The sequence below is a fragment of the Nitrosomonas sp. genome (genome assembly GCF_024282095.1).
Taxonomy (GTDB): domain Bacteria; phylum Pseudomonadota; class Gammaproteobacteria; order Burkholderiales; family Nitrosomonadaceae; genus Nitrosomonas.
In genome coordinates, this window is record NZ_JAMWZS010000031.1 from 1 (window position 1) to 24095 (window position 24095).

Annotated in this window: 24 protein-coding genes and 1 tRNA gene; 7 read left to right on the forward strand and 18 right to left on the reverse strand. The window is 43.9% G+C overall.

Going from position 1 to position 24095, the window contains the following annotated elements:
• The 14 genes from Q0K92_RS09645 to ftsY form a co-directional block, all read right to left on the reverse strand.
• Nucleotides 1–378, reverse strand: a 378-nt coding sequence (locus Q0K92_RS09645; RefSeq protein ID WP_297325596.1) for a hypothetical protein, incomplete at its 3' end; no start/stop codon positions are given.
• Nucleotides 375–1568: a restriction endonuclease subunit S gene (locus Q0K92_RS09650; protein WP_297325597.1), complete on the reverse strand. Its 1194-nt coding sequence runs from the start codon at nucleotides 1566–1568 to the stop codon at nucleotides 375–377. The genes Q0K92_RS09650 and Q0K92_RS09645, both read right to left, overlap by 4 nt.
• The gene (locus tag Q0K92_RS09655; protein ID WP_297325598.1) at nucleotides 1565–3019 is read right to left on the reverse strand and encodes a class I SAM-dependent DNA methyltransferase; all 1455 of its coding nucleotides are present in this window, start codon (nucleotides 3017–3019) and stop codon (nucleotides 1565–1567) included. Before Q0K92_RS09655 ends, Q0K92_RS09650 begins: the two co-directional genes overlap by 4 nt.
• 687 nt (nucleotides 3020–3706) lie before the next feature.
• Complete coding sequence (locus tag Q0K92_RS09660) at nucleotides 3707–4327, reverse strand: hypothetical protein (RefSeq protein WP_297325599.1); 621 nt, start codon at nucleotides 4325–4327, stop codon at nucleotides 3707–3709.
• A 146-nt stretch (nucleotides 4328–4473) separates the two neighbouring features.
• Entirely contained in the window at nucleotides 4474–4839 is a 366-nt protein-coding gene (locus Q0K92_RS09665; protein WP_297325600.1) for a hypothetical protein, read from the reverse strand.
• A 3-nt stretch (nucleotides 4840–4842) separates the two neighbouring features.
• On the reverse strand, nucleotides 4843–6669 hold the full coding sequence (locus tag Q0K92_RS09670; RefSeq protein ID WP_297325601.1) for a hypothetical protein: 1827 nt from the start codon (nucleotides 6667–6669) through the stop codon (nucleotides 4843–4845).
• Entirely contained in the window at nucleotides 6662–7582 is a 921-nt protein-coding gene (locus Q0K92_RS09675; protein ID WP_297325602.1) for a toprim domain-containing protein, read from the reverse strand. The genes Q0K92_RS09670 and Q0K92_RS09675 overlap by 8 nt, the downstream gene beginning before the upstream one ends.
• A gap of 3 nt (nucleotides 7583–7585) precedes the next feature.
• Nucleotides 7586–7816 (reverse strand): transcriptional regulator, encoded by a 231-nt coding sequence (locus Q0K92_RS09680; RefSeq protein ID WP_297325603.1) that lies wholly within the window; start codon nucleotides 7814–7816, stop codon nucleotides 7586–7588.
• 356 nt (nucleotides 7817–8172) lie between these two features.
• A complete protein-coding gene (locus Q0K92_RS09685) occupies nucleotides 8173–9363 on the reverse strand; it encodes a tyrosine-type recombinase/integrase (RefSeq protein ID WP_297325604.1) in 1191 nt (396 codons plus the stop codon).
• Between the two features lie 199 nt (nucleotides 9364–9562).
• A tRNA-Ser gene (locus tag Q0K92_RS09690) sits at nucleotides 9563–9655 on the reverse strand.
• Between the two features lie 74 nt (nucleotides 9656–9729).
• Nucleotides 9730–10575: an RNA polymerase sigma factor RpoH gene (rpoH, locus tag Q0K92_RS09695; protein WP_297325605.1), complete on the reverse strand. Its 846-nt coding sequence runs from the start codon at nucleotides 10573–10575 to the stop codon at nucleotides 9730–9732.
• Nucleotides 10576–10693: 118 nt separating this feature from the next.
• A complete protein-coding gene (ftsX, locus tag Q0K92_RS09700) occupies nucleotides 10694–11605 on the reverse strand; it encodes a permease-like cell division protein FtsX (protein ID WP_297325606.1) in 912 nt (303 codons plus the stop codon).
• The gene (gene ftsE / locus Q0K92_RS09705; protein WP_297325607.1) at nucleotides 11602–12255 is read right to left on the reverse strand and encodes a cell division ATP-binding protein FtsE; all 654 of its coding nucleotides are present in this window, start codon (nucleotides 12253–12255) and stop codon (nucleotides 11602–11604) included. The genes ftsX and ftsE overlap by 4 nt, the downstream gene beginning before the upstream one ends.
• Nucleotides 12256–12279: 24 nt before the next feature.
• Entirely contained in the window at nucleotides 12280–13308 is a 1029-nt protein-coding gene (gene ftsY, locus Q0K92_RS09710; protein WP_297325608.1) for a signal recognition particle-docking protein FtsY, read from the reverse strand.
• Between the two features lie 76 nt (nucleotides 13309–13384).
• On the opposite strand from ftsY, the gene Q0K92_RS09715 reads away from it, so the two are divergent.
• Nucleotides 13385–14785 carry a pitrilysin family protein gene (locus Q0K92_RS09715; protein ID WP_297325609.1) on the forward strand — a complete coding sequence of 467 codons (1401 nt, stop codon included), beginning with the start codon at nucleotides 13385–13387 and terminating at the stop codon, nucleotides 14783–14785.
• Nucleotides 14786–14871: 86 nt separating this feature from the next.
• Here the strand turns inward: Q0K92_RS09715 and Q0K92_RS09720 are convergent, their stop codons facing one another.
• Together Q0K92_RS09720 and orn are read right to left on the reverse strand one after the other, a co-directional pair.
• Entirely contained in the window at nucleotides 14872–15261 is a 390-nt protein-coding gene (locus Q0K92_RS09720) for an EF-hand domain-containing protein (RefSeq protein ID WP_297325610.1), read from the reverse strand.
• Nucleotides 15262–15391: 130 nt separating this feature from the next.
• Nucleotides 15392–15937, reverse strand: a complete 546-nt coding sequence (gene orn, locus Q0K92_RS09725) for an oligoribonuclease (RefSeq protein ID WP_297325611.1) — start codon at nucleotides 15935–15937, stop codon at nucleotides 15392–15394.
• Nucleotides 15938–16033: 96 nt separating this feature from the next.
• On the opposite strand from orn, the gene Q0K92_RS09730 reads away from it, so the two are divergent.
• Genes Q0K92_RS09730 through rsgA form a run of 3 tightly spaced genes read left to right on the forward strand, consistent with a single transcriptional unit; the run spans nucleotide 16034 to nucleotide 18518 of the window.
• Complete coding sequence (locus Q0K92_RS09730) at nucleotides 16034–17284, forward strand: M48 family metallopeptidase (RefSeq protein WP_297325612.1); 1251 nt, start codon at nucleotides 16034–16036, stop codon at nucleotides 17282–17284.
• Nucleotides 17285–17286: 2 nt separating this feature from the next.
• On the forward strand, nucleotides 17287–17628 hold the full coding sequence (locus Q0K92_RS09735) for a 4a-hydroxytetrahydrobiopterin dehydratase (protein WP_297325613.1): 342 nt from the start codon (nucleotides 17287–17289) through the stop codon (nucleotides 17626–17628).
• Entirely contained in the window at nucleotides 17625–18518 is an 894-nt protein-coding gene (gene rsgA / locus Q0K92_RS09740; protein ID WP_297325614.1) for a ribosome small subunit-dependent GTPase A, read from the forward strand. Before Q0K92_RS09735 ends, rsgA begins: the two co-directional genes overlap by 4 nt.
• Nucleotides 18519–18650: 132 nt before the next feature.
• On the opposite strand, the gene Q0K92_RS09745 is transcribed toward rsgA, so the two are convergent.
• Both Q0K92_RS09745 and Q0K92_RS09750 read right to left on the reverse strand, forming a co-directional pair.
• Nucleotides 18651–19388, reverse strand: a complete 738-nt coding sequence (locus Q0K92_RS09745) for a hypothetical protein (protein ID WP_297325615.1) — start codon at nucleotides 19386–19388, stop codon at nucleotides 18651–18653.
• A gap of 78 nt (nucleotides 19389–19466) precedes the next feature.
• Nucleotides 19467–19982: a hypothetical protein gene (locus tag Q0K92_RS09750; protein ID WP_297325616.1), complete on the reverse strand. Its 516-nt coding sequence runs from the start codon at nucleotides 19980–19982 to the stop codon at nucleotides 19467–19469.
• A gap of 273 nt (nucleotides 19983–20255) precedes the next feature.
• Between Q0K92_RS09750 and Q0K92_RS09755 the strand changes: the two genes are divergently transcribed.
• The 3 genes from Q0K92_RS09755 (at nucleotide 20256) to Q0K92_RS09765 (ending at nucleotide 24004) form a co-directional block, all read left to right on the forward strand.
• A complete protein-coding gene (locus Q0K92_RS09755) occupies nucleotides 20256–21638 on the forward strand; it encodes an SLC13 family permease (RefSeq protein WP_297325617.1) in 1383 nt (460 codons plus the stop codon).
• Between the two features lie 74 nt (nucleotides 21639–21712).
• Nucleotides 21713–23785: a carbon starvation CstA family protein gene (locus Q0K92_RS09760; protein ID WP_297325618.1), complete on the forward strand. Its 2073-nt coding sequence runs from the start codon at nucleotides 21713–21715 to the stop codon at nucleotides 23783–23785.
• An 18-nt stretch (nucleotides 23786–23803) separates the two neighbouring features.
• A complete protein-coding gene (locus Q0K92_RS09765; RefSeq protein ID WP_297325619.1) occupies nucleotides 23804–24004 on the forward strand; it encodes a YbdD/YjiX family protein in 201 nt (66 codons plus the stop codon).
• Nucleotides 24005–24095 lie beyond the last annotated feature (91 nt).

Sequence of the window (24095 nt, forward strand, 5' to 3'; positions counted from 1 at the left end):
CAAAATTGCATGCTTTCCTACATTATTTCCTTTTTTGTATGGAATGGCCTCTTTGATAAAGTCTTTTGAAGATAAAATCCATAGTTTATCCATGCGCTCAGAGTAGAAAACAAACCAATAATTTAACCGGTATTTATGCGGGATAGCTGAAAAGAATGCAGCCGTGCCAAATTTAACTTCCTTTGAACGGGCTTTGATTTGTACTTCTACAAAAGAACCATCAAGTTTTTTGATTACAGCATCAATGGCATCGTCATCAACCATTGGCAAATACACGTCAAGACCTTCCTTGAGCATTAAGCCAATTACATAATATTCTATTCGCTTACCAAATGCAGCCGAATGTCTGAAGCTTTTATTTATTTTTTCTTCGTTCATGCGGCTACTTCTTTTGAAGCTTTCAATTCGCCATTAAATGCTTTTTGAAGGATAGATTTCTTCAGCTCTTCAAGATCATTTATTTTTTGTTGGAAGATGGTTTCTAGTTTTTTGGTTTCGGCACTGAGGGCATCGAGTTTCTGAACGATAATTCTTTGTTCTTGAATTGATGAAAGATTATAAATTCTAAATGCCCTAATATCTCTCATATTGATATGCTCAACCGTTGCGCCAGTTGAATGTAAAAGCAATTTTTCTTGCACATCTTTGGATAAAATCAAATATGCCAGATATTTTGAAATAAGCTTGTCTTTTTTCGGTCGAATAAGAACAGTTCTTTGACCTAAACAGCATTCTAGGTTTTCAGGAATAACTGCTATGTTTCCAGCTGGAGCTTCTCTTGCCAAAATCAAATCATCAGCTTTAGGAATTGCTCGTCTTGTCCATTGCAAATATGTTTCATAAGATACCCTATTTACATTGTCTAAAATCAAAGTCCCTTTGCCAATATTTGGTGTTCTGATTGAAGGATATCCTGTTTCTTGAATTGGTGCAGTTTTGTGTTCGCAATCCACAATTAACTCGCATAGATTGTCTATTGCATTGCTTATCTCACCTTGAATTTTAGACTTAAATGTATTCTGCAAATAACTCTCAAAAAGTTCTTTGGCGTTTCTGAGGTTTTGTTCGGCATTGGCTTTTGCCTTAGCTATGGCGGCAAAGGCTTCATCTAAGATGGCTACGATGCGTTGTTGCTCGGGGAGTGGGGGGAGTGGAACTAATCTAGTTTCAATTGAGTTTTTACCAACATGCATCATAGTTGCACCAGTTCCATGAGCTGTCTTTATCGCCTCTGTATCCCATTTTAATAATTGAAACAAAAACTCTTTTGTAATTAGTTCGGTATTGGGAATTACCTTCCAAATATGATAGTGATAAATAACTTTCGCTCCTTCCCAAATTCTGGGACCAAACGAAGCAGACCATGCGTATAGTAAATCTCCATAATCACAATATTTGTCTTCATCTAATTCTAAGTCTGAGTGATACCAGTGATTATTTGTAAAAAAGTTTCCCACTCTTAAAACAGGATATTTCCCTTGCTGCAATAATTCATGCTTAGAATAGGCACGGCCATTTATGAATCTACATACTTCCCCTAACTTTTTTATTTCCCAACCTTGCTTCATACCAAATCCAAAATTGAGTCTAATATTTCTGCGCTTTCTTTATCCAAGGCTCTCATTGCTTGCAAAATTTCCTGCGGTTGCCGTAAGGCTGTGGCTTCTTTTTTGTTGGGGTTTTTGGCACTCAGATCAAAGGTAGTCTGATCAATGTTTTTCGCATTGATGCTCCATGAGTTCTCGCTATCAGCAAAGGTTTTTTGTAATGCTACAAACTCAGATAAATCTTTCTCGTTCAGCGAATTGGTTTTTCCCAAATTGCGTTCAAGGTTCAATTGGTAAAACCATACTTTCTCGGTAGGTGCGCCTTTCTCAAAAAACAACACCACTGTTTTTACGCCTGCACCGGTAAACGTTCCGCCCGGCAAATCCAATACCGTATGCAGATTACAATTTTCCAGTAAGAGTTTACGCAAGCTGATACTGGCATTATCGGTATTGCTCAGGAAGGTGTTTTTAATGATCACGCCTGCTTTGCCGCCTGCTTTCAGTATCTTGATAAAATGCTGCAAAAACAATGAAGCGGTTTCGCCTGTCTTAATCGGAAAGTTTTGCTGCACTTCGGCGCGTTCCTTTCCACCAAAAGGCGGATTGGCAAGCACTACATCGTAACGGTCTTTTTCCTGTATATCAGCGAGGTTTTCGGCAAGGGTATTGGTATGCACAATGTTGGGAGCTTCCACGCCATGCAGAATCATATTCATGATGCCAATGATATACGCCAGTGACTTTTTTTCTTTGCCGTAAAAGGTTTTCTTCTGAAGTATCTCGGTTTGACTGGTGCTGAGGCTTTTCTTGTCATTGAGATAATCAAATGCTTCACACAAGAAGCCCGCGCTTCCTACAGCACCATCATAGATTTTATCGCCAATTTTAGGCGCAACCACTTTTACGATGGTTTTAATCAAAGGGCGTGGCGTGTAGTATTCACCGCCATTGCGCCCTGCGTTACCCATATTCTTGATCTTATCCTCATAAAGGTGACTCATCTCATGCTTTTCAGCGTGAGTTCTAAATCGCAGTTCATCAATACGGTTAATGACTTCCCGCAAATTGTAGCCACTTTGTATGCGGTTCTTCAGTTCGCTAAAAATCTCCCCGACTTTGTATTCAATCGTATCGGCACTGACTGCATCGGTTTTAAACTTCTTAAGATAGGGGAAAAGGGTACGATCAACAAAGTCTTTGAGGTCATCACCTGTTAATGCTTTGTGGTGGTCTAGCTTGCCTTCTTTGTTTTTAGGCACAGCCCATACGTTCCATTGGTATTCTGGAGCAATAATGGTTGTGTAAGTTTTTCCTGTGAGTTCGGCTGCTGTTCTTTTGTCTTTTTCCAGATCATCCAGATATTTCAAAAACAACACCCAGGATGTTTGCTCTACATAATCAAGTTCGCTGCTGCAACCTGCATCTTTGTGTAGTATGTCGTCTATATTTTTAAAGGTCTGTTCAAACATGTATATTTATTTGGTTTCTTATTCTTTTTGATTGGCGGGTGTTTGGGCAGATTTTGTAAGGCTGATAATCATACATTTTTCATGCTTCTTTTGTAGCTTACTTGATCCATACTTATAACCATTACGGCTTGATTTCGCTATTCTTACTTATTCAATGTACATCAATCGAATTGTAAAAAATATTTCAAGTTATTTAAATTACGGTCGATAACAAAAAACAGATAAGCAAAATTGTAATTATTTACAACTTATTGAATGAAAAAGCATCGCACATAAATAAATAATTTACTTGACATTCAAAAGTTACCCACAGTTTGAACAAAATAAAAAATTACATTACATAACTTCACGTCAAGAAGAAAAGTATCCCGTAACTATATGATAAATGTCACATAACTAATATGTTAAATAATTAAGCAATCTAAGGAAAATCCTTAGAAATTTACAAGTTAAGCGTTCAGGCAAGATGGTTATACACAAAGTTATCCACAGAAACTGTGGGTAACTAAAATTACTCATACTAAATATGATGATATCGTCGGCATTGAAAGCTCTTTCTATAAAAGCTAGCTAATTACCTCAATCGCCTTTCTATGTTCTTTCAATAACCGGCTTATTTCTTTTTGCAGTTTTCCTAATCCGTGCTTATAAGCATTCCGGCTTGATCTGGCCTTGCCTTCGAATGTTTTAGCGCCTGTCGACTGTTTCCACGGCTGCCAATTCCTGATTAAAGCTGCCTGTTTCAATCGTTCCTCGGGTGTCCAGTGTCGCATGTTCAGCCTCGCTTAATAGTTCGTTTGACGAATTAATTGTTTTTCCTGCGTGCGAAGGGGATTGATTGTTATTAATTTGCTGGTGTCCTTGTGCAATATTGGCTTGCTTGGCAAAGACTATTGGCGGATTTTTCATTGCTGCCAATACCTCAACGGTTCGGGCGCATTGTGCTTGTGCTTTCAGGGCTAACCGTAAATTTGTTTCCATTTGATTCAAATATTCACAATTCGCTGATCGTCTTGCCAGTGTGGTAAATATTCCATTGAGTGAGGCCACTTGCGCGCTTAGTGTCGATTCGAGTTCACTTAAATCACCCGCAATGATCGTATCTGATTTCACTTTCATCACCTCTATAGCTTCAGTTAAATCTACTTCGCCAATTACTGATTTAGTAAAGCATTGGGTTGTTATTGTATTTAGTATAGTAGGACATAGCTGCACTTCAGCCATTTTGCCCTGGTCACTTTTATTCTGGTTGACCTTTATATTAATAGATTGGGGGTTTTGCTTTGTAGGTTTCTTGCTAATCGTCATAGTTACCTTTATTGATTTGTATGGCGAGAAAAAATTCTCTGTATGTCTCCATGTCAGGTTACTTGAATTTGTTTCCTGTAGAGATTTACACCCTGGGGGAGTGTCTGCTTAAGTAAGCTATTTTTATACTGCATTTCATTATCAATTTATTGAATCTGCCCTTTCTCAATTACCTCTAATAAAAAGAATGCATCATATTTTTCTCGTGGTAAAAGCAATTCAAATGTGTACTGATCTCTGATTGCAATAGCTAGAATTACGCTTGCTGGATCAAAATTTGAATCACTGATGATTGCCCGCTCTGAACCTGAATTTTCTGCCAGCATAGTTAATACTCTCATCCGCCGTTTTTCCCGTTTGAGTTCTAAGAGAATCGCTGGCTTATGTAAGCGAAGTCGTTGAAGCAGTTCCTCCGTTATTTTTTCCGGTGGCGATAATTCAAGGTATTCACCGTCAGCTTTAATACTAAAATCTTGCTCTCTCAGGTATTTAATAATTTCGATGGCATCCATTTATTAAATCCTTATAGATTCAGAAAAATTATTTGTTCTAACGGATAAGTCTGAAACGACATTGCCAATGTTGCCGTCATTGTCAGATAATATTTTTTTGATTGTGATTGAAATGCCGCGATCACCGTTTATTCGTTCAATGCCACCTTGCACCACACTCACACCAATAGAATCAAGTGCCGGTGTTTGCCTTCTGATGGCATCACCTAAACCTCTAGGCGATCGTGGCCAACTCTCCAATGAATGCTGATCATTCTTTAGTCTGTCATATAGCTGCTTCACGGTTCCATGAAAAACGACTTCGCTATGACAGTTTTCTGCCATTTCACGAACTGCCACGGCAACGGGTGAAGCTTCCATTGCCCTTGAAACTGATTCGTTTCTGTTTTTCTTGAAGATTCGTTCAAATGCTCCAACCTCATGCCCCATTGCCTGCGCCATCGCCTCACCAAATCTTGCAAAATCTGCCATCCTTGGTGGTTTGTTTAGTTTGACGTAAGGTAACTTTGCCAAGGTTTTAACGAGAAGGTCTAGCAAAGCACCGAAGAGTTTCGGCCTTGCTGCTTCAAACTTAGCATTAATTTCGATTTCATCCCGGTAAGTTTCAAGCCTCTGCAATTCAATATTCAGTACACGGTCTGTTAAGTCCTGCGCCGTAATTACTACCGGAATCGAATTGATTATCACCGGTCGTTTAACATTGATAGTGGTCTCATCATCATTGGTGTATAAGGTTCTAGTTGAAAAACCGCCACCAGTAGCCAAAGTACAAAGCGCGTCCTGTTGCTGCGCGGACAGCCGTGAGATATTTTCAAAAGAAACAATCCAATTAGAACCCGCGCTTACATAAATATCTTGAATATCCTTCGGTGCAGCCCGAAGATCACAGCCGCTGGGATCAATTAATTGCCTGATTCGCTTGTGTGTTGATGATTTTGCCGTACCCTGCAAACCATTTAAAGCCAAGACTGGAAAAGGTGTTTCTGATCTGAATGCTTCCAACATCCATGCTAAAACGAGCAACCTATAATCGCCACTGATATTAAGATATTCCCATAGATCATCAATTTTCCCACCAGATACCGGCATTGGAAGGGCAAGCATTGATCCAGGTTTCCAAAACTTAATATGAGATTCAGAATCTAGGTTCCATCCTGAGGCCGTCACCTTGATGCTTTGCCAGTCCCCATCACCCATAAAGATATAGATAGCATCTTGATGATTTGCCGCTCTTATGTAGACACGTTTCTTGATACCGTCATGTTTTGCGTGACCAGTAAGCGTGAAAGCTACCTGCTTGATGGCTGATTCACTTACAGAACGGCCAAACTCTCTGAAGTACTTGTGGCTTACCCATTCAGTAAATGGTTGTGAACCAATCCGATAGATTCTTTCATCATCTTCAATGAAGGTTTTATCTGCATCTTCATCATGAAGGAGTGGCTTTTCATCTAGGACTTCAAGAATGATGTCAGCATCAGAATTGCGCTGTCCTTGCCCGTTTTGCATAGGGTCTGTTTGACTATCAATATCTGCAAGCAATATTCCACTGGGTTTATTTTGCTTGATCGAAACCCTTATATTTGCCCAATCCTTTTGTGAAAGAACTCTGACAGTTTTTACCGCTTTGATAAACTCAGGCTCGAATAATGAACCGGGATTTTCTTTGCATTTCGCAATTACTGCATACGCTATCGATAACGCATCTTTCAGGTCTTGTACTTTGGGGTCGATCCCATCATCTAAGTTTACCGCGGCAAGGTTGGTAACATTGGCAATGTCACCTGAAACTATTTCATCAGGAAAATTATTGTTTTCTTGATTATCCATGTTGGTAACCTCCCGCAATCAAATCATTCCAGTCTTTTCCTGGAAGTGGCGGAATTAGCACTTTTCCACCAATAGCTAATGCAGCCTCTTTTGCTTTGTCTTGACCAACACTAGAGAGATCATTATCGCCACAAATAATAATCTCAACATCTGGTGATAGCTCACGGATATTCTTGGCTACTGGTAAGAGATTGCCAGCATCAAACGCAACAATTACACGCTGTCCAGAATCTTCATAAAGACTGGCACCAGTAGCGAACCCTTCACAGATCAATAGCTTTTCTGATAAATCACCGATGATATGAAAGCAGCCGCGCTTCCTTCCACCAGATAAAAATAATTTTCTTTCACCCTCTAGCGAGATGAATTGCAGATTCACCAGTTGATCCGATTCGTTATAGATAGGAATTACCAATGCATGACGATAGAGTCTTGCGCTATGCGGCTGAATGCGTTTCTTGATTAAGTAGGGATGATCCTCTTGCTGGGTGATTGGTGTGGATTTATCCCAGATATAAATCGCCTTCTTCGCGGCTGCTTCTTGTTTCTGGTGTATTTCCGCCTCACGCTGCCTCTTAGCTTCCTTGATCTGCTTACTCAGTGCATAGGAAATACGGGAATTGCCGTTAAACCTCCATGTTTGAGATATCCCGGATTTGTAATCCATAAACCAGCCTGCTGGGCATTTATCTGCATGAAGAACATACGCGCCGTTTTTGCTTCCGCGTTTGTGGCTTTCTATATGGAATCTATGAAGTTTGCTATCCGCAATAATCTCGCCAGAATAGTTAATTCCCGCGGATTGTATAGCTTCTAGAAATTGTAAATCTATACCAATATTGGTATAATTTACGTACTGATTAAATGCCTTACCTGAAGCCACCTGCCCGGTGGCTTTTGCATTTCTGAGCATAGCTTACCCCTCCACCCGATAGTTGATTGGGTCGGCCAGCCATTTATGCAGTTCTGCGTTATCATAGAAGGTGCAGCGGATGCCCATTCTTTCCGGTTGCGGTGCTTTGCCTTCTAATGATAATTGTCTGAATTTCTCACGAGAAACGGGACTGAATGGGGCAAATTTTTTATAGCGACTTTTGCCCGTAAGAGGTAACACTTCAGGTGTTACACCTGATTTATTTTTATTCATTTAAGCTCCTTTGATTAACAAATGATATTTATCAATCAGGTAGCTGTTTCCTCTATCCAGCCTTGTTCATTTCTTGTCTATTCTTTAAACAATTATTGACAAGTAATGTTTAAATGTTTATATTAATAACTCATCGCCAAATGAGTAATACGTAACATAAATAAGATGTAAAGAAGCAAACATATACCTGTATTAGCTTTTAATCATTAAAGAACAGTTCTTTGATGATTTTTTGCTATTATAAAATATCTGTTGCTAATAATAGCAAACTACAATGCATCGCGCATGGTTTGTGGCAAAAAAACCTCCTTATCTGTATCGCAATTTTCTTGCAAACTCCTACAGACACAAGAAAACTATTTTTTCCCAGTTTTTATTGCATCTAAATAATCCGCCCAATCCTGCATCAATCGCGCCCGTGGTTCAAGATATAAAGCATGGTTATAGCTTGCTGATACTTGGTTGCGTTCTGCGTGTGCCAGTTGTAATTCAATATGATCATGGTTATAGCCGCGCTCATGAAGGATTGTTGAAGCTATTCCTCTGAATCCGTGGCCAGTCATGCGGGAGTGATACCCAAGTCGATAAAGAGCATACAAAATGGTGTTGTTGCTCATTGACTTGCCATCCCTGCGTTCACTTGGAAATAGCAAGATTTGATCGGCTGCCAAATTCTTGATTTTATCCAATATGGCAATTGCCTGATCGGATAGGGGCACAATATGCGGTGTTTTCATCTTCATGCGCTCTGCTGGTATGCGCCACAGTTTATTATCCAGTTCTATTTCATCCCATCTGGCACCAATTAATTCACTGGTACGCACAAAAGTAAATGCCATCAATTGCAGCGCAAGCTTGGTTAATGGCTGCCCATCATAGGTATCAATCTTTTGGAGTAGTTCGGGTAATTCTTTTTGATCCAACCTTGCATAGTTGTTTTTCTTGCTTGGTTTCAGTACATCGGAAGGTTTTATATCTGCGGCTGGATTGCGTTCTGCCAGTCCATGAGCTACAGCATAGCGCATGATCTGACCACATGTTGTTAATGCACGTTTGGCAATATCTAAAGCACCGCGTGATTCGATCTTTTTTATCACCATAATCAATATAGGTGCGGTGATTTCGGCAATAGACTTTTTGCCGATAATAGGAAATATATCAGCTTGCAGTCGCCTGATCGTATAACCGGCATGTCGTTCAGTTTGACCTAATTTCCAATGATCCCACCAAAGACGAGCGATAGATTCAAAACTATTTTCAGTCGCCAATGCTTCCAGTTGCTTTTGTTCTTGGCGGTGTTGGGAAGGATCAACGCCCTGCGCGAGTAATTCTTTGAAGCGCGTTAACCTAATACGTGCTTCTTTTAATGTCACATCAGGATAAACGCCCATAGAGAGCATTTTAGCTTTGCCACTAAAGCGATAACGATATCGCCACCATTTAGCACTAGAAGTTTGCACCAATAGAACAAGTCCATGACCATCTGGAAGAGAGTAGGGTTTCGCTTTGGGTTTTGCAGCTTTAATGATTGGGTCAGTCAGTTTCATGTGAAAACACCCTCAACCAGTAGGTTACATAAATATGTGAGTAACTTTCTAGTGAGTATTATAGTTACTCACCAACTTACTCACAAATTTATCTTGTTACTCACATTTCACATGATTGACTATGGTTAACAAAAAACCCGCTAAACTTATCATTTATGCGGGTCTTGTTGGTGTTGCTGGGTGTCTATTGGTAAATAAGTGGCGGAGAGGATGGGATTCGAACCCATGTGCCAAGTTACCCTGACCAACTGATTTCGAGTCAGCGCCGTTATAGCCGCTTCGGTACCTCTCCATTGATTGTGAATTATCTATCTTTTGTTACTTTATTTTTGACTGAACGCACGCAAGTATAAAGCAAGTTTAATATCACGCATGCGTCGCAATAACACCGCGCATTTTTTGCAGGGCTTTGGCTTCAATCTGGCGAATACGTTCTGCTGATACGCCTAATTCATCAGCCAGGTCATGCAATGTTGCTGTATCTTTTTCTCTTAACCAGCGAGCCTCAATGATGTGACGGCTACGATCGTCCAGACAATCCAGGGATTGCTGTAAGCTCTTTTCGCACAAGTGTCTGTTTTGCTCACTTTCCAGAATTTTTGACGGTTCTGTACCATCCGTTAAATAACTGATTGGACTGAACGTGCCTTCTTCTTCATCAGACATGGGTTCGAGTGAAATATCCGAGCCATTGAAACGCTTTTCCATTTCGACGACTTCTTCGGATTTGACACCCAATTGTGCGGCCATTGCATCCACTTCCTGCGGATTCATCGTATCCAATCCTTGCTTCATGCTGCGCAAGTTAAAAAATAATTTTCGTTGTTGCTTGGTGGTGGCTATTTTAACCAAGCGCCAGTTGCGCATGATGAATTCATGAATTTCTGCTTTGATCCAGTGCACCGCAAACGATACCAGACGTACACCGCGTTCAGGATCAAAGCGTTTGACTGCCTTCATTAAACCGATATTGCCTTCTTGGATTAAATCAGCTTGTGGCAGACCATATCCTTTGTAACCACGTGCGATGGCAACCACAAAACGCAAATGTGACAATATTAACTGTTGTGCAGCTTCAATATCGCCATCACGCCACAGGCGCCGCGCCAAGCTGGTCTCTTCCTCTTGGGAAAGAATGGGAAAAGAATTAGCAGACTGAATATAACTTTCAATACTTCCGCTCATTGCAGGTAGTGTTAAAGCATTCGTCATAATAATAATCTCCTGATGATAATCTATGCCTACTCTTTATCTTTCTAATTTTTTATTCTAGCACTCTGGAAATGAGAGTGCCAACTTTTCAAAAAGTTTTGCTATCGGAACCGCCATTTTATCTCGGTTCAATTTGCCAGAGATGGCTTGCAACCGATAAACGTGCCCCCAACCACCCTAACCAAGCTGAAAACAATAATAAGCTGATGCTGTCTTCAGGAGAAAGGTGTTGTAGATGCAAATCAAAGTTATAAAGCTGAACAATTTCAATAAGTTCTGCATTGATCGTTTCGATGGTGAATGCAATGATAGACCATGCAGTAACACCACCGGCCAATCCCTGAACGGCACCGAAATATAGGAAAGGGCGACGAATAAAGCTATCGGTTGCGCCGATTAATTTGGATATCTCGATTTCATCTTGCTTGGTAAGTATCTGCAGGCGAATCGTGTTGAACATGATGGCAATAATCGCGATACTCAGCAGGGTTGCCAGCATAAGTACAACAAAACGCCCCAATTTGAGTAGCGCGTGCAGGCGTTCTACCCAAGCAGAATCAAACTGCACATGCTCGATTGCCGGCCATTGCTGCATTGCCACCCGTAATTGCTCCAAAGTTTCAGCGGTGTCTTTCAGTGTATGCACAATGAAGGCATCCGGAAGCGGGTTACGTATCAAGCTGGCAGTGATATCGTCGAGCCCGTTACTTTGCTGTAACTGGCGCAATGCAACATCCTTCGGAACAAACTGAAAGCTTACGACTTGCGGATTTTCTTCCAGTTGCTGTTTGATTCTTGCAATATCTTCTTTTTGGGCATCCAGTTTAAGGAACAAACTCATCTGCGGAGAACTTGCCGTTTGCCCGGAAATGGATTGCAAGTTTTCCATGAGTACATAAATACCTGCCGGCAAACTGAGGGCAATACCCATCACAATGATACTAAGCAGGCTGGTAACCGGCGTTGAAATCAGCCGTTTGAGCGTAATAAAAAATACAAACCCGTGCTGCATCAGCCAAGCGCGTATCATACTGCCAGTTTTCCTTGTTTTAGTGACAGAATACGATGTTGTGTATCTTCCAGTAAGGAAGCATCATGCGTTGCTATCAACACGGTGACTCCCACCTGATTGAACGACGTGAACATAGCCATGATATCGCGCGCATATTCAACGTCCAGATTACCGGTTGGTTCATCGGCGATCAAAATGTTCGGGCGATGGACGACTGCACGGGCAATGCATAACCGTTGCCTTTCCCCACCCGATAGCGCAATGGGCATGGCTTTTTCTTTTTTTAACAAGCCAACTTTATCCAGTGCTGCGCGGACACGACTGGCTACCGTTTTGTTATCAAAACTGCTGATTTGTAATGGTAGTAAAACATTGTCAAAAACATTGCGATCAAATAATAACTTGTGATCCTGGAAAATGAAGCCGATTTTACGGCGCAAATAGGGAATTGCGCCAAGCTTGAGTTGCGCGATGTTTTGTCCGCTGATCGTAATGGTGCCGGAGGTCGGACGTTCTATCGCAGCGATTAATTTCAGTAGGGTACTTTTTCCTGCACCTGAGTGACCGGTCAGAAATACCATTTCACCGGATGCAACGGCCAGATCAATGTTGTTTAATGCAACGTAACCATCCGGATAGCGTTTGGAAACATTCTTGAAGATGATCATAGTTATGTTCGTGTTATCAATCGATCAATCAAACATCGCTTCGACAAACGCTCTTGCATCAAATGGCCTTAAATCATCCAACCCCTCACCAATACCAATAAAACGTAACGCCGGCGGATTCTGTGGATATTGCCCGGCAATGGCGGCTACGACACCTCCTTTGGCGGTGCCATCCAATTTGGTCAAGATCAAACCGGTAACATGCAATGCTTCATCAAAGGCTTTAACCTGAGTGATTGCATTTTGTCCCGTGTTGGCATCCAGTACCAGCAACACTTCGTGCGGTGCATCCGGCATGGCTTTGGCGATCACACGTTTTACTTTTTTAATTTCTTCCATTAGATGCAGTTGTGTCGTCAAACGGCCGGCAGTATCTGCCAGCACAATATCAATGCCACGTGCTTTGGCTGAATTGACCGCATCAAAAATCACTGCAGCCGGGTCACTTTTTTTATCCGGATCACTATCCGGTGCGATGACAGTGACATTATTGCGTTCGCCCCAGGCAATCAGTTGCTCGCGTGCCGCCGCACGGAAAGTATCACCGGCGGCCAGGAGTACTGATTTGCCTTGCGTCTGGAAATATTTGGCAAGCTTGCCAATGGAAGTTGTTTTTCCTACGCCATTGACACCTGTTATCATGATGACGAAAGGTTTCTGGACGGTGGTATCCAATGGCTGAGCAAGCGGCTCCAGCATGGCAATAAGCAATTCCTGAAGCACTTGTTTTAGTTGTACAGCATCCGTTAAGGCATCGCGCTTTACTTGTTTGCGCAGATTTTCAAGTAACTGGTGCGTTGCATTAACGCCGATGTCGGAAGTTAACAAAATAGTTTCCAATTCTTCGTAAAGCGCTTCGTCTATCTTGCCGCCGCCAAATAGGCCTGAAAGCTGCTTGCCCAAATTCTGCCGGGTGCGTGCAAGACTTTGTTTAAGCTTGCTTGCGAAGCTTATTGACTCATCGGGACGAGATTCTTCTGGTTCTGCATTCGGTGTATCCACTGCTTCAGCAGGATCTGCAGGATTTTTTTTGGATTTAAAAAAACTAAACATTCTGGTAGGCTCTAATATGCATTGGAATTCTCAAAGCGCAATTTTATTCTGTTTACTCACACTTAGGTTAGTAAAAATGAAACCTGATTACCGTATTACTTTTTCTCGCTTTTTTTCGTTCTTTGGATTGTTAATAGCAAACCTGCTGATCGCATTCCCGGTATTTGCCAATCCGCATGAGTATCTGCTTGATAATGGGTTGAAATTGATTGTCAAACAGGATCATCGCTCACCTGTCGTAGTGACACAAATCTGGTATAAGGCGGGCAGTATTGACGAAGTCAATGGCGTAACCGGTGTGGCTCATGTGCTGGAGCATATGATGTTTAAAGGCACAGAAAAAGTTCCGAATGGTGAATTCTCAAAAAAGATCGCAGCTGCCGGCGGACGTGAAAATGCTTTTACCAGTTACGATTACACCGCTTATTATCAGCAATTGCATAAACGTAATTTACCCATGGCGATGGAACTGGAAGCGGATCGGATGCGCAACCTGATTCTAACAAAGGAAGAGTTCGAAAAAGAAATCAAAGTGGTTATGGAAGAGCGGCGATTGCGCACTGACGATCAGGCGCGCGCTTTACTCTATGAAAAAATGATGGCTGTTGCTTACCAGGCGCATCCTTACAAAAATCCGATTATTGGTTGGATGAATGATTTGGAAAATATGCATGTAGAAGATGCGCAGGCATGGTATGACCACTGGTATGCACCTAACAATGCCACGTTGGTTGTGGTTGGTGATGTTGACGCAAATGAAGTATTCAGGTTGGCACAGAAAAACTATGGTGTTATTGAAAAGCGTCCATTATCACCGATCGATACACGCAAACCACAAATTGAGCCGCCACAACTCGGTACCAAGCGGATCACTGTCAAAGCGCCGGCAGAATTGCCTTATCTCATCATGGCATATCATGTACCGGCGATTAGAAACGTCACTACAGATTGGGAACCTTATGCGCTGGAAGTGCTGGAAAGTGTATTGGATGGCCATGCTTCGGCCAGACTGAACAAATCATTGGTGCGCGAAAATCAAATTGCCAATTCAGCAAACGCAAGTTATGGCGCCATGGCACGTGGCCCGAGCATTTTCTTTCTCAGCGCCGTGCCCAGCGCAGGCAAAACGGTAGCAGAACTGGAACAGGCATTACGTGGTGAGATCGAAAAAATCATTAAAGCGGGTGTGACAGAAGAAGAGCTGGCGCGTGTTAAAGCTCAGGTAGTTGCAAGTCACGTGTATCAGCGTGATTCTATTTTTTCGCAAGCCATGCAGATCGGAAGATTGGAAAGCATGGGATTGTCTTATCGTGACATTGATACCGTACTGGAAAAATTGAAAGCGGTTACTGCCGAACAAATACGCGATGTAACCAAAAAATATTTCAATGATGATAGCCTGACCGTAGCAGTATTGGATCCGCAACCATTGGAACAAAAAGTACCCACGAAGGCGACCAGTGGGTTAAGGCATTGAACTTGCTGAAGCTCTGACAGTTATTTGGGATAAATCAAGTGACTGTCAGAGTAACATAGCGATCTTTTCAGCTTTTTAAGCGATCATTATTTTTTTGTATCGCTCGGCGCATGGCCACCCTCTTTAGCATGATCATGATCATGCTTATGCATCTTGTCCATCATGTGATGCATTTCTGTATCATCCAGAAAACCGTCTTTATTGGTATCTTTTTTATCAAACATGGCTTCATGGTGCTTCATGAATTCTTCCTTGCTGATTTTGCCATCTTTATTGAGATCCACTGATGACATTTTATGACCGCACTGATGACCGTGGTGATCGCCCGATTTCATGTCGCCATGGCCAGCCGCTTGTCCGCTTTGATGTTGGTGACCGCTTTCTTTGGTATCCGCAGCAGAAATTGCCGATGCGCTGAATGTGAGCAGAAATACCGCTCCAGCGATGATCGTGCTCATATTTCTTGTATACAGCATTTTGTTTCTCCTAACTAAGTTTAGTAAAAAAGAATGAACGATGAAGCATTTCTTGCGCTTTTTAGAAACTGAATAGACCAGGAAAGTTCGGCAAGCTGCCGGAAAACATAAATAATGGTAACAGTGCTGTTCAGGCAACGATAAAATGTTGACGGTAATACTTGAGTTCATTGATGGAATCATAAATATCCGCCAAAGCCTCATGTTTGCTTTCTTTGGTTAAGCCTGACGCAATTTCCGGTTTCCAGCGCTTGACCAGTTCTTTGAGCGTACTGACATCCAGGTTGCGGTAATGAAAGTATGTTTCCAGTTGTGGCATTGAGCGAACCATAAAGCGCCGATCCTGGCAAATGGAATTACCACACATGGGAGACACACCGGAGGGCACATGCAATCTTAGAAATTCGATCATCTTCGCTTCAACCTCGGCTTCGTTGAAACAAGACGCCTTAATCTTATCAATCAAGCCGGATTTGGAATGTGTGGACTTATTCCATTTATCCATGCCATCCAGAATCTCGTTGGGCTGATGTACTACCAGAACAGGACCTTCAGCAATGGTATTGAGTTGTGAGTCGGTAACCACCAACGCCACTTCAATGATACGATCGGTATCCGGATTGAGTCCGGTCATCTCCATGTCGACCCAGATGAGGTTATTGTTATCTTGTGCCATAATGATTTCTATATTTTTTGAATGCAATGCGTTTAATTGTGTCATATTGGCGTTAGTCCGTCACTGTTAAAAACCTTTTAACTCAATTTATAACCTATGCAAACTTTTACATTGATTTTTCTGATTGCGCTGCTACTCACAACCATGACCCAAATCTGGTTGTCAGTCAGACATATTCGCCATGTACGCGCCCACCAGGACAAGGTGCCGGAAGAATTCGCCAGCCAGATCAGTCTAAGTGATCACCAGAAAGCAGCGGATTACACCTGCGCCAAAACACGGGCGGGGTATCCGAGCATACTGTTACATGTGGTATTGCTGCTCGTTTTTACGCTGGGTGGCGGTTTAAGTGCCCTCAGTGAATTCTGGGCGGGCTGGTTGAGTGATCCTTTGGCGCATGGCATGGCGCTGATTATCAGCACCTTCTTTATCATGAGCGCCGCTGAGATTCCATTGAGTTATTACCGCACTTTTGTGATCGAAGAACAATATGGTTTCAACAAAATGACTCCGGCCATGTTTTTTATCGATCTGATCAAGCAATCCGCACTGGGTTTGTTGCTGGGCGCGCCTTTGCTATTTTGCGTATTGTGGTTGATGGAGAAAATGGGGGAAAGTTGGTGGTTGTATGCTTGGTTTGCCTGGATCGCTTTCAACTTGTTCATTCTGGCGATCTTCCCCACCTGGATTGCGCCGCTGTTCAATAAATTTACGCCATTGGAAGATGCCACACTCAAAACGCGCATCGAACAACTGATGAACAAATGCGGCTTTAAAGCCAGCGGATTGTTTGTCATGGACGGCTCACGCCGCAGCAATCACGGCAATGCATATTTCACCGGATTCGGCAAAACCAAGCGCATCGTTTTTTTTGATACCCTGCTGTCACGCCTGAATCCAGGCGAAATCGAAGCGGTATTAGCGCATGAATTAGGGCATTTCAAACATCGCCATGTGATCAAACGCATTGTGATATCGTTTGCCATGAGCCTGGCTTTTCTGTGGATACTGGGATATTTGATGGGACAAAGCTGGTTTTATGCAGGCCTCGGTGTACCGGTTGCAACCGTACCGTCAACCGCGATGGCATTGTTGCTGTTTTTCCTGGTGATGCCGGTGTTCACCTTTCTGCTGCACCCGATATCGAGCATTTACTCACGCAAACATGAATTTGAAGCTGACGCCTATGCTGCACAGAATTCATCCGCGGATGATCTGATTCATGCACTCGTCAAGCTGTATCAGGACAATGCTGCTACACTCACGCCGGATCCGCTGCATTCCGCTTTTTACGACTCACACCCACCGGCAGCCATCCGCGTGGCACATTTACAAAGTCAGGGGTAATCATGAACAACATCGTGTGTGATCTCACTGCCAAGCAGTGCAAACCTTGTGAAGGTGGTGTGCCGCCGTTGTCTGCCGATGACGTTGCTGCCTTTTTGCAGCAAATTGAAGGATGGCAATTACAAAATAAGCAAATCAGTAAAACCTATGCATTCAAAAATTACTATCAAACCATGGCATTTGTGAATGCGGTGGCATGGATTTCCCACCGGGAAGATCATCATCCGGATATGCTGGTGGGTTACAATCAATGTGTGGTCACGTATACGACGCATGCGATCGGCGGCTTATCCGAGAATGATTTTATCTGCGCGGCCAAAATCGACAAGCTGTTTTCAATTTGAGTGCTCGCTCCAATAACGCTAAGCAGCAAACGGAGCACTTAAGCGGACAGGTTATCGCCACATTTGGCAGGCACTGTTCCGTTGAGACTGAAACCGGCGAGATTGTATCCTGTGTAATGCGTGGCAAGAAAACCGGCATTGCTTGCGGCGATCAGGTTGAATGTCAACTGACCACGTCGGGGCAGGGTGTCATCGAAAGCATAAAAACGCGTACATCACAGTTGTACCGCAGTGACGCCTTCAAGGAAAAAATCATTGCCGCCAATGTGACACAAATCATCATTGTGGTGGCTGCGATTCCCAGCTTTAGTGAAGAATTGATCAATCGCTGCCTGGTCGCTGTTGAGAGCGAAAATATTGCTGCATTGATTGTGCTCAATAAAGCAGATCTCGCAGAACCTACCCGGGTGGCAATGGATACCCTGTCGCTCTACGTGAATCTTGGTTATCCCGTATTACAACTCAGCGCGCTCCAAGATGTTTCGGCGCTTCAGCCCTATTTGCAAGGCCACCTCAGTGTATTGGCCGGCCAATCCGGTATGGGCAAATCAACATTGCTCAATATGCTGATTCCACAAGCCAAACGCGCCACGGCAGAAATCTCGGTAGCATTGGATTCCGGCTGCCACACCACCACGCACTCACAGTTGTATCATGTGGATGCGGACAGTGCCATCATTGATTCTCCCGGATTCCAGGAATTTGGATTACAGCATATTAAAGATGAGAATCTGGCATGGGGGTTTACCGAATTCCACCCGTATATCGGGCAATGCAAGTTCAGTAATTGCCGCCACACCAAAGAACCTGGTTGCGCTGTGATGCAGGCGGTTCAGGAAGGAAAAATTCATGCCAAGCGGTTGGATTTTTATCATCGACTGCTGCGTTAATAATCTAGTAAGCTTCAGAATCCTAACCGGTACTCTGTATCATTTACCACACCCCATTCCAGAGTGTGGCACTCATGCGGCAAAATAATTATTTTAGGCGAAGGCTTATCACAATAATCCATTAACAGCCTGCTAAGCTATACCGGCCAAACCTAAAATACTGAGATCAAGATTGCCGGTAACAACCACGTCACCATTCCAGAATTCATCAATAAGCGATGCAGTCTCGTTGACGATAAGATTGGCCAAGTCCTGGTCACTTCTATTTGCTGAATCACTCAGCGCCTCGGTCAATATTGATCGATATTCGCTGACATTACTCTCGTTGTGAGAAAAACCTTTAAGCTGGCTTAACTCGGTTTCATCAAGTGCAGAGTATACGTTTATTAATGTGCCATAAACCAGTGATTCAACGCTCTCAGCAGTAGCAGGAACATTACCCAAATGTGAAACGCCTAATTCATCCGGAGTATAGATACCGTCATCTTGTTGATAGTCGAATACTGATTCATAAAAGGTGCTGTAATCCGATGGATCAACATTAAGTTTCACTTGATCACTGAGTGAAGCTGTTGATAAAACCCCGTTGTGATCATTAAATTCAACGAGACTGGCCAAATCACCCAAATCTGAGTTAAACAATATTTTTACTTCGTCAAGCAGCTTGGTATCCAATCCAAAAGACGCAAAAAAATTGCTGATGACATCGGTTGAATACCCCGTGATATCGCTAAGATGCTGGGTTGTGATTCCAAACTCGGATGCAGCGTTAAAAATAACTTCAGGTTGCTCAATATTTTCCATGATAAATTCATTGGCTTGCTCAACGGTTAGTTCATGGTGCGTTAATACTTCTTGTCCATTTGCCATAAAATTGCCTCTTTTTGATAGTAATCCGATCGCCTAGCATACTGAAGAAATTCACAGTACCTGTCCACATGAACACATTTAATGTTGTTGAACTTTAATCATTTTGTCACGCAAAGAAAGCGGAACATCCTGCAGAAGAACGATGTTTGCTTTGTCAGGCTCAATTATCGTGCTTTGTTTTAATGCATCAAATGTCACATTAATTTCATTAGTGTTCAATGTCCACATGGCTCCGGTGGCTGGATCAATGATGAGCAGGCCAATGACACCCCCAAAAAGAAGATTGCCTATATACCAACCACCTACTTTTGTATCTACTGTAACAACTTTTTCAGAGTAGCCTTCCTTTAAGATCTTGACATCATATTTTTTACCGCTAAAAAAACCTTTTTTCTTCTCGAGCGGTAAAGATGTCGGTGTTTTACCTTCAAAAATCTTAGTGCCGGATTCATCCGTAATAACTACATTTGCTTGATCAGGGGTGCTGCGGACATTCAGGGTTTCAGGAGCGCTTTTACCCATAATCGTTGCGCAGCTCGCGAGGACAGTCGAAGCGAGTAAAATTACCACCGGTTTCCACATTCTTTTTTTCATATTCGCTTCCCTTTTTTGGTTTATTTAAAAAATTTATTTCACTCACTTAGTGAGCATATGGCTAGCTTCTTCGAGTTTGAAATTGCTAATGTAAATTTTAATAACTCTGCCTTTATATTCGCTGTGAGAAAAAGCACATCCAATGATTTTGTCCTTGTATACATTGATTGACGTGCTAATTGCACTCCGGCATGATGCGGAAAGAAAAAGAAGCCAAGTACTTTTTGTGCTGGGTTTTATTACTGCTTTCCACCCCTTAACCTTCATCATTACATGACCATCACCCCCAATCGGCAGTGGGCTTTGATCGCCGGTCCGCTGCTTGCAATCGCGGTTGCATACGGCATGAACCAATCCGGTTGGGAAGCACAAGCTTGCTGGACTGCTGCCATAGCGATTTTATGTGTTGTCTGGTGGATATTTGAGCCTATCCCGATTCCTGCCACGGCAATCATTCCATTAGCGATTCTTCCGCTCACCGGCGTTTTACCACAGGAAAAAATAGCGACAGCTTATGGCAACGAACTGATTCTATTGATGCTCGGCGGATTCATCCTCTCCGCGGCGATGGAACGTTCCGGTGCACATCACCGTATCGCATTGGGTATGATCAATCTGGTGGGTGGAACCAGCAGCCGCCGTATCGTGCTGAGTTTTATGATTGCGACTGCGGCACTCAGCATGTGGATATCCAATACCGCGACGACATTGATGATGCTGCCGATTGCATTGGCTGTGATTGCACAAAGCCCCGATAAGAAATTAGCTATTCCACTGTTATTAGCGATTGCTTATGGCAGCAGCATCGGCGGCTTGGGCACACCCATTGGGACGCCACCCAATCTTGTATTCATGCAGCAGTATGAAAAATTTACCGGTACAGCAATCAGTTTTACGCAGTGGATGAGCTGGGGATTGCCGGTCGTTTTCCTTTTTATACCGCTGGCCGGATTGTGGCTGACACGTAAGCTGAATTATCGCGGGGAATTGGTGATTCCATCGGTGGGCGATTGGCGGCCGGAAGAACGGCGAGTGTTGATCATCTTCGGCATAACCGCATTAGCCTGGGTCACACGTCAGGAGCCTTGCGGTGGTTGGAGCACCTGGTTTGATCTCAAAGGGGCCAACGATGCGATTGTGGCATTGATCGCTGTCGTGATCATGTTTTTGGTCCCTAACGGACACGGCGGCAAACTGCTCGATTGGAAGACCGCTGAAAAAATACCCTGGGGAATTCTGATTCTCTTTGCTGCAGGGATTGCCATCGCGCAAGCTTTCGTCGAATCCGGCCTTTCCGGCTTCATCGGTAAGCAACTGGCTGTTTTTGCCAGCTTACACCCGCTGATTATTATCGCGCTGATTGCACTGATGGTGACCTTCTTGACCGAGACCACCAGCAATACCGCAACAACCATTTTATTGATGCCGATACTGGCACCCGCAGCGCTTGCAGCAGGCATCGAGCCCAGCTTGCTGATGGTGCCCGCCACGATGAGTGCCAGTTGCGCATTTATGCTGCCTGTCGCAACAGCACCCAACGCCATCGTTTTCGGCAGCGGTCATGTCACTATCACCCACATGGCGCGAGAAGGCTTGGCGCTGAATTTTATTGGTGTTGTGGTGATTACGCTGGTTTGTTATTTTTGGGTGGTATAGCAAGGCCGACTCATGGTGCGGATAATCTACTACAATTTATTTTTATTTACCCTCCCACTTCCACTGAAAAACAAATGAATTACTTAATTTCTAAACTCGGCTGGTTACTAGTTTCTCTCTCCGGCGCATCCGCATTCGCCGTGATCGCACTCAATCGCGGCGAATCCATCGGTGCAATCTGGATCGTCATCGCAGCAGTCTGCGTTTATATCACTGCATATCGCTTTTACAGTCTGTTCATTGCTAATAGCGTATTGAAATTAGACTCCACCCGCATGACACCGGCTTACAAGCATAATGATGGTCTGGATCATGTACCGACCAATAAATATGTGTTGTTTGGGCATCATTTCGCAGCGATTGCCGGAGCAGGTCCGCTGGTGGGGCCGATCCTGGCAGCGCAGATGGGCTACATGCCCGGTATGTTATGGCTGTTGGCCGGCGTGGTATTTGCCGGGGCGGTGCAGGATTTCATTGTATTGTTCATATCGACCCGGCGCGATGGCCGCTCGCTGGGGGACCTGATCAAGTCGGAGCTTGGGCAGGTACCCGGCATGATTGCAATGTTTGGTGCGTTTTTTATCATGCTGATCTTGCTCGCGGTATTGGCTTTGATCGTGGTCAAAGCGCTGGCCGAATCCCCGTGGGGAACCTTTACGGTGGCTGCCACTATTCCTATCGCTTTGTTTATGGGAATTTATGTGCGCTATCTTCGCCCATGCGCAATTGGTGAAGTTTCGTTGATTGGTTTTGTGTTACTCATGTTGTCAATCGTTGCCGGGCAATATGTACAGGAAGATCCTACGCTGGCGGCGATTTTTACGCTGACAGGCGAGCAGTTGACGTGGGCGCTGATTGCCTACGGGTTTATTGCTTCCGTCTTGCCGGTCTGGCTATTATTAGCACCGCGCGATTATTTATCCACTTTTTTGAAAATCGGCACCATTGTCGGGTTAGCGGTTGGTGTCATCGTTATTTCACCACAACTGAAAATGCCGGCCTTTACCCAGTTTGTCGATGGCTCCGGCCCGGTCTGGTCGGGTAGCCTTTTTCCTTTTCTGTTTATCACAATCGCTTGCGGTGCGATATCCGGTTTTCATTCATTGATCGCGTCCGGCACCACACCCAAGATGATTCAGACGGAAACCGATGCGCGTTTTATCGGTTATGGCGCGATGCTGATGGAGTCGTTTGTCGCCATCATGGCCTTAGTTGCTGCAGCAACGCTGGAGCCGGGAATATACTTTGCCATGAACAGTCCGGCGGCAATTATCGGCACCACGGCGGAATCGGCTGCGCAAACCATCGCGCAGTGGGGGTTTTATGTCACGCCCGAGATGATTACTCAAACCGCACAGAATGTCGGCGAACATAACATCATTTCTCGAACCGGTGGCGCACCGACGCTGGCTGTCGGCATGGCGCAGATTTTGTCGGAAGTAGTTGGCGGTACTGCGATGATGGCTTTCTGGTATCACTTTGCGATTCTGTTTGAAGCGCTGTTTATCCTGACCGCAGTGGATGCCGGAACCCGTGCGGGGCGTTTTATGTTGCAGGATTTGCTGGGTTCATTCATCCCTGCGATGAAACGTACCGACTCGTTGGTTGCCAGCCTGATCGCCACCGGTATCTGCGTCGCCGGCTGGGGGTATTTTCTCTATCAGGGTGTCGTTGATCCATTAGGCGGCATTAATACGCTGTGGCCGTTGTTTGGCATTTCCAACCAGATGTTGGCGGGTATTGCGCTGATTTTGTGTACCTGCGTGCTGTTTAAAATGAAGCTGGATCGTTTTGCCTGGGTGACTATTATCCCGGTGACGTGGGTTTGCGTGTGCACACTGACAGCCGCGTGGCAAAAGATTTTTGACGCTAATCCGCGCATCGGTTTTCTAGCGCATGCCAATAAATACCGGGATTCAGTAGCGGAAGGCATCGTGCTGGCGCCCGCCAAATCCATCGAACAAATGCAGCAGGTTATTTTTAACGACTATGTGAATGCATCACTGGCTAGTCTTTTTATGGCGGTGCTCATCAGTATGCTGTTCTTTGGAATCAAAACTGTGTTGCAGGCGCGTGTCATCAACCATCCGACTACCAAAGAAGCGCCCTTTGAATTATCACCTGTTTATGCAACTACTGAGAAATAAACACTGGAGAAACGAATTATGGTCAACAAAATCACCCAAACCCTGCGCCAACTCTCACAAAGCATGCGATTGATGGTCGGCGTGCCGGAATACAGCACGTATGTTGCTCACATGAGAAATGCACATCCCGATCGCCCCGTTATGTCTCATGAGGAATTTTTCCGCGAGCGTCAGGAAGCGCGGTATGGCGGCAATGGGAAAATCAGCCGTTGTTGTTAGGAAATTTCACATCAGAGCATGCAGCGAAAGACGATGAGGGCGACTTCATCCCCATTCTTACTTTAGCTGCGGTTTTTTCTCCGCCAACTGG